Annotated in this window: 6 protein-coding genes; 3 read left to right on the top strand and 3 right to left on the bottom strand. The window is 46.4% G+C overall.

The annotated features are described in order from the left end of the window. Positions 1-191 (top strand): hypothetical protein (locus tag KNQ13_RS07615; protein ID WP_214773204.1); only part of this gene is annotated, 191 nt, incomplete at its 5' end. 37 nt (positions 192-228) lie between these two features. Here the strand turns inward: KNQ13_RS07615 and KNQ13_RS07610 are convergent. Genes KNQ13_RS07610 through KNQ13_RS07600 form a run of 3 tightly spaced genes read right to left on the bottom strand, consistent with a single transcriptional unit; the run spans position 229 to position 2,505 of the window. Beyond that, complete coding sequence (locus tag KNQ13_RS07610) at positions 229-873, bottom strand: hypothetical protein (RefSeq protein WP_026830925.1); 645 nt, start codon at positions 871-873, stop codon at positions 229-231. Continuing rightward, positions 870-2,045 (bottom strand): DEAD/DEAH box helicase, encoded by a 1,176-nt coding sequence (locus KNQ13_RS07605; RefSeq protein WP_014969609.1) that lies wholly within the window; start codon positions 2,043-2,045, stop codon positions 870-872. The genes KNQ13_RS07610 and KNQ13_RS07605 overlap by 4 nt, the downstream gene beginning before the upstream one ends. Before the next feature lie 28 nt (positions 2,046-2,073). Then, entirely contained in the window at positions 2,074-2,505 is a 432-nt protein-coding gene (locus KNQ13_RS07600) for a hypothetical protein (RefSeq protein WP_014969608.1), read from the bottom strand. A gap of 347 nt (positions 2,506-2,852) precedes the next feature. Between KNQ13_RS07600 and pflB the strand changes: the two genes are divergently transcribed. Beyond that, positions 2,853-5,102 carry a formate C-acetyltransferase gene (gene pflB, locus KNQ13_RS07595; RefSeq protein ID WP_014969607.1) on the top strand — a complete coding sequence of 750 codons (2,250 nt, stop codon included), beginning with the start codon at positions 2,853-2,855 and terminating at the stop codon, positions 5,100-5,102. 21 nt (positions 5,103-5,123) lie between these two features. Further along, positions 5,124-5,843, top strand: a complete 720-nt coding sequence (pflA, locus tag KNQ13_RS07590; RefSeq protein ID WP_026830924.1) for a pyruvate formate-lyase-activating protein — start codon at positions 5,124-5,126, stop codon at positions 5,841-5,843. Positions 5,844-6,000: the final 157 nt, after the last annotated feature.

The following is a 6,000-nucleotide window of genomic DNA, read 5'->3' as shown; positions in this document are numbered from 1 at the left end:
TAATCGCGCTTCCTTTTCCCATAGGAGTCGAGGATGAACGTTTCCGTCCTCCATCAATCAAATGGCCGATGATCCCATCTTTTCACGGGATCATCGGCCATTTCTATGCAAATTCTGATTGTTCGCAAAGGAAAAGGGAGGTGGATTTCCGGATCAAACACCGGAAATCCACCTCCCTTCATTCATTTTAATCGAGAGACGTCCTCACTTTTGAGTCAGCTCCGTTTGTTATTTTTCCGGACGTGGTGCGATGTTTCCTTCTTCGATGTCGAGCAACAAATCAATCAGCTCGGCACAAAATTCCGGATATTGACGTAATAACGCATCTTCTCCGACTTCATCTACAAAGTCCGCTAACAAGATGCGAACTTCTGGAACAAGTGCTTTGGCGACCTTCATATACGCAATCGCAAAACGCCATTTTCCTGAGATATAAAGTAACTTCCCAATCAATAAGTCACCCGTCTCGACTTCGATCTCCGCTAAATCCGTTTGGTAGGTCTGTTTCGACATGATGTCGACGACGCCTTCTGCTTCGACGAGGAATAAAGAAGGCACGGGGTCAGCCAATCCTCTTAATGCACGATACAGACTTGGTGACATATTTTCTTTCACCTGTTCCAAAAAGCGACCATGCGGTGTTTTTCCTTGTTCATCCGTTTCATAAAAGATGGCCCAGTCAACAAATAGATCGCGGAACAGTTCAGCATCTTTTAAATACCAACGACCTTCCGTTGCGATTTCTTCAATGAACGCCACCCAATCCGTACTTCTCGCTGTCGCTGCTTCTTGATACATCGTCTTGAGTGCCGTGTTCATCTCTGCTTCCGATACAGTCGTCGGAAAAGGGATTATCTTTCGTTCACTTTTCATCGTGTCGGTCCTTTCCGGTGTGGGTTCGCCGGTCGTTTGATTGTTTCTGGTTCCGTGATTTCGCGTTTCGGAATCACTTCACCACGATAAATTTCCATTTCTTCCATTTCCACACCCATTTGTTTAGCTAATGTTTTCAGGTGTCTCAAATCGTGATCCGTGACAAGTGCGAGAACCATCCCGGAAGCATTTCCACGTCCCGTACGTCCAGAACGGTGAACAAAATCATCGAGTGACTCAGGCAAATCGTAATGGACGACATGCGTGACCGCCTCGATATCAAGTCCACGGGCAGCAAGACCTGTCGTGACAAGTAACGGAAACTCCCCCCGTTTATATGAACGAAGTGTCTCCATCCGTTCCCGTTTTCCTTTTTCCGCATCGAGAATCCGATATTTTAATGAAAACTTACTTAATTCTCCATTTAACGGTCCGAGGAATGAACGATTGTTGATGAAGGTCAATACTTTTGCACCCTGCATGTTCGCCAAACGACGTAAATACTCCGGTTTTAGACGACGTGACATTTCGATGTACCCGAACTTCACTTGTGTACTGACGACACGTTCGACTTGTACCCGTTCCGGTTCATTCGCAAATAAAGTTTTACCCCATTCTGCTGTTCGTTCCGGTAATGTCGCTGAAATAAATGCCAGCTGTCGATCGCGGAGGGCACTGTTCGCGATCCGAGTTGCCGATGCACTCATCCCACTCTCGTAAATTTGATCGGCCTCATCGAGTACAATCAATTTTACTTTATGCATCTTCATCTTTTTCGAATCGATCAGTTCCACAAGACGCCCGGGTGTCCCGACGATGATCTGCGGTTTTTTCTTCAGACGTTCATGTTGACGCTTTAATTCGACTCCACCAATGAAGGCTCCTGATTTAATGCCACTTCCTTGCGCAAACAATTGGATGACTTGGTGAATCTGCATGACAAGTTCGCGTGTTGGTGCTGTAATCACGACTTGAATATGGGGTTCATTCTCATCAATCAATTCTAGCGCCGGGATGACGTATGCCAATGTTTTCCCCGTCCCGGTCGGTGCTTCGACCAAAACATCTTTTCTTTCACGCAATAACGGAATTGCCTGTTCTTGAACGGGCATCATTTTTTCGAAACGTGCGCGTTCCCATGCTTCTGTAATAAAAGGTTTCATAAAGTTCATAACGTGTATTCTCCTACTCTCTTATCCATCATTCTGTGACGTATTCAAATTGATCGGTCGTGTCGTCACGTAAGCCACGTAACGTCTGTGTGTATTCATTCCCCGCATCAACAAGCCGGATATGATACGCCACTTCATTGTCATTTTTTATTTGTTCCGACAAGATTTCAAACCCTTGAATGACCCGATCTTGAAGCTCATTCGCAAGTTTCGGGAAACGATTGAGCGCCGGGTAATCTGTTTTGACATCACTTGGACGTCGCACCAGTTGAGCCAAATATCTTTCTTTATACCCGATGAAATCCTCAAAGTCGAAATCATCTTCAAAACGAATCCAGAAACCATCCTCTTCAAATTCTGTAATCATTCCAGTTCGTGGTGTTCCTTCAGTTGATACTTTTAGCGTCAGCCAGTCACCTGTTCTGTAATCGGCACGGTCTTCCAAAATCGAAAAATCCATTTCATGCACCTCCACGGTCTATATTCCCTTTTTCATTGTCAACGATACGTCATAAAAATACAAGATAACCTGATGTGACTTTTATCACGTTTCAAACTGTCTCTTTCCTTTTTTGATCAATCGAGTGATACAGTTCCTGAAATATGGCTTCATACTGCCTCTTCTCTGTTTTTCGCCCCTAGTCTTCTCAATGATACACATTTCAAAAAAGCCTGGTGTACCAACGTTTCAGGAATCTTCTACGCTTTCACCGGGATGTAAAACTCTTCTCACGAAATGTTTGTTACACTATTCACATAAGGGATGGACCTTGAACTGTTTCCCCTACAAACAAAGGAGTGTTCACGATGTTACTTGAAAAAACACCAGCGTGGCAACAATTCGAAACAGGCGAATGGATCGACAAAATTGATCTAGCCGACTTCATTCGACGAAATCGGACAGAATATCGAGGGGACGACCAGTTCCTCGTTGGTCCAACAGAAGCTACTGAAACACTTTGGCAACAGATCATGAATCTAACAAGCGAAGAACGGACACGAGGTGGTGTGTATGCCGTCGATGCCGCTACTCCTTCGACGATTCTTTCACACGGGCCAGGTTATCTCGATCGCTCTCTAGAAAAAGTAGTCGGATTGCAGACGGATGAACCATTCAAGCGTTCCATTCATCCGAATGGTGGCATCCGGATGGTCAATGATGCACTAGAAGCATATGGATTTGAAGCTGATCCAATCGTCACCCGGACGTTTAGTGAATACCGGAAAACACACAATCAAGGGGTATTCGATGCGTACACGCCTGAAATGCGTGCTGCCCGAAAAGCTGGCATCATTACAGGACTTCCCGATGCTTACGGTCGAGGACGGATCATCGGTGATTACCGTCGTGTCGCCTTATATGGAACAGCTTACTTGATTCAGCAACGGAAACAGGATTTGCAAAACCACGGTGGTTTCTTGTCCGAATCAATGATCCGCGATCGTGAGGAAATGAATGAGCAGCTCCGCGCGTTACAGGAACTGACAGAACTCGGGAAACGGTATGACTGTGATCTATCTCGCCCTGCCGAAACGGCTCAAGAGGCCTTCCAGTGGGTCTATCTCGCTTATCTGGCTGCGATCAAGGAACAAAACGGCGCCGCGATGTCTCTCGGACGTGTTTCTACGTTCTTAGATATCTATATCGAACGAGATCTAAAAGCCGGTCGCTTAACCGAACAAACCGCTCAGGAACTCGTTGATCATTTTGTGATGAAACTTCGGATCGTCAAATTCCTTCGGACACCGGACTACAATGACCTGTTCTCCGGCGACCCAACGTGGGTCACCGAATCGATTGGTGGTATGAGTGAAGATGGACGGTCGAACGTCACGAAAAGTTCGTTCCGTTTCTTACAGACACTTGTCAATCTCGGACCGGCGCCTGAACCGAATCTGACGGTCCTTTGGTCGACACAACTCCCCCGTGGTTTTAAAGAATTTTGTGCAAAAATGTCGATTCTCTCAAGTTCGATTCAATATGAGAACGATGACTTGATGTTACCAATCTATGGGGATGATTACGGGATCGCGTGTTGTGTCTCCGCGATGCGAATCGGTAAACAGATGCAATTCTTCGGAGCACGGGCAAACCTCGCCAAAGCATTACTTTATACCCTGAACGGTGGGATTGATGAAAAACTTAAAATTCAAGTTGCTCCGGCAACCAACTTAATCTTAGATGACGTGTTGGATTACGAAACGGTCATGGCAGCTTATGATCGTCAACTGGACTGGTTAGCCGAGCTCTATGTCAATACGTTAAATGTGATCCATTTCATGCATGATAAATACAGTTACGAACGCATCGAGATGGCGTTGCACGATCCGGAAATCTTACGGACGATGGCTTGTGGCATCGCCGGACTATCGGTCGTCGCGGACAGTCTTTCTGCCATTCGTTATGCAAAAGTCTCACCAATTCGTGATGCAGACGGAATCGCTGTTGATTTTAAAATCGAAGGTGATTTCCCGAAATTCGGAAACAACGATGCGCGTGTTGACCAGATAGCCGTCGATCTTGTTAAACTCTTCATGGAAAAAATTCGGAAACATCCGACTTATCGAAATGCCTTGCCGACTCAATCTGTCCTGACGATTACATCGAATGTCGTCTACGGCAAAAAGACCGGTAATACACCAGACGGTCGACGAGCAGGCGAACCGTTCGCGCCAGGAGCCAATCCGATGCACGGACGTGATACGAAAGGAGCCGTTGCCGCGCTGACTTCTGTTGGAAAATTGCCATACGAACATGCCTTAGACGGAATCTCTTATACGTTCTCAATCGTTCCAAAAGCACTTGGTAAAGATGAGCAGACACGGATTCAAAATACCGTCGGACTGCTTGATGGGTATATGGGTGGAACGGTCTCAAAAGGACACCACTTGAACGTCAACGTCTTTGATCGGGAAACGTTACTCGATGCCATGGAACACCCAGAGCTGTATCCACAATTGACGATTCGTGTTTCCGGTTACGCCGTCAACTTCATTAAGTTGACACGAGAACAACAAATCGATGTCATCAATCGAACATTCCATGGTGCACTTTAATTCAGAAAGGACAAGATGAACATGACACACGGAACGATTCATTCTGTTGAATCCTGCGGGACGGTCGATGGACCCGGTATTCGTTTCATCGTTTTTACGCAAGGATGCCCATTACGCTGTCAGTATTGCCACAATGCAGATACATGGGAATTCGGATGTGGTCGTTCCGTCTCGGCGACAGCCATCATCGAAGAGGCCGAGGGCTACCGTTCCTTTTTTGAAGCGACGGGTGGTGGCATCACGTTTTCTGGTGGCGAACCCCTCGCCCAACCAGAATTTCTAGAAGCTGCATTACGCGAAGCAAAACAAAAAGGTCTGCATACTGTCATTGATACAGCCGGATCCGTCGTCCCTAAAAATATCGATCAAATTTTAGACCATACGGACCTTGTCTTGCTCGACATCAAGCATATCGATGATGCGACATGCCGGATTCTGACAGGGCGAAGTAATGCGAATACACTTGCTTTCGCGAAACGATTAGCTGATCGGAACATTCCGGTCTGGATTCGCCACGTCCTTGTACCTGGTTTGACGATGACGGAGACGTTTCTTCGTCAGACCGGAGAGTTCATTCGGACACTCGGAAACGTCGAACGGGTCGAAGTGCTTCCTTATCATCAACTAGGTGTCTACAAATGGGAGGCGCTCGGACTCGACTATCCGTTAAAAGACGTCCTTCCCCCTAGCGCAGAAGACGCAACTGCAGCCCAAGAATTACTCACTTCTTACTTGTCTTGACCGTAACAAGTTGCTACACTGAACACATAGTCTACGAACAGGAGGTACAATACCGAAATGAAGCATACACTCGCTAACGTCTAATGATGAAAAGAATTCATCACTTTCGCAATACGTTGCGGATGACTGACGCTACGAGTCTGCTCATTTTCGGTAT

It is taken from the genome of Exiguobacterium sp. s128 (genome assembly GCF_018618815.1).
GTDB classification, from domain to species: Bacteria; Bacillota; Bacilli; order Exiguobacteriales; family Exiguobacteriaceae; genus Exiguobacterium_A; species Exiguobacterium_A antarcticum.
Note: the sequence above shows the minus strand (reverse complement) of the source record. Positions and strands in the feature narration are given on the sequence as shown.

Excerpts from the sequence above, each read along its gene's own strand:
- KNQ13_RS07610 (WP_026830925.1), bottom strand. The coding sequence starts at position 873 with ATGAAAAGTGAACGAAAGATAATCCCTTTTCCGACGACTGTATCGGAA.
- pflB (WP_014969607.1), top strand. The coding sequence starts at position 2,853 with ATGTTACTTGAAAAAACACCAGCGTGGCAACAATTCGAAACAGGCGAA.
- KNQ13_RS07605 (WP_014969609.1), bottom strand. The coding sequence starts at position 2,045 with ATGAACTTTATGAAACCTTTTATTACAGAAGCATGGGAACGCGCACGT.
- KNQ13_RS07600 (WP_014969608.1), bottom strand. The coding sequence starts at position 2,505 with ATGGATTTTTCGATTTTGGAAGACCGTGCCGATTACAGAACAGGTGAC.
- pflA (WP_026830924.1), top strand. The coding sequence starts at position 5,124 with ATGACACACGGAACGATTCATTCTGTTGAATCCTGCGGGACGGTCGAT.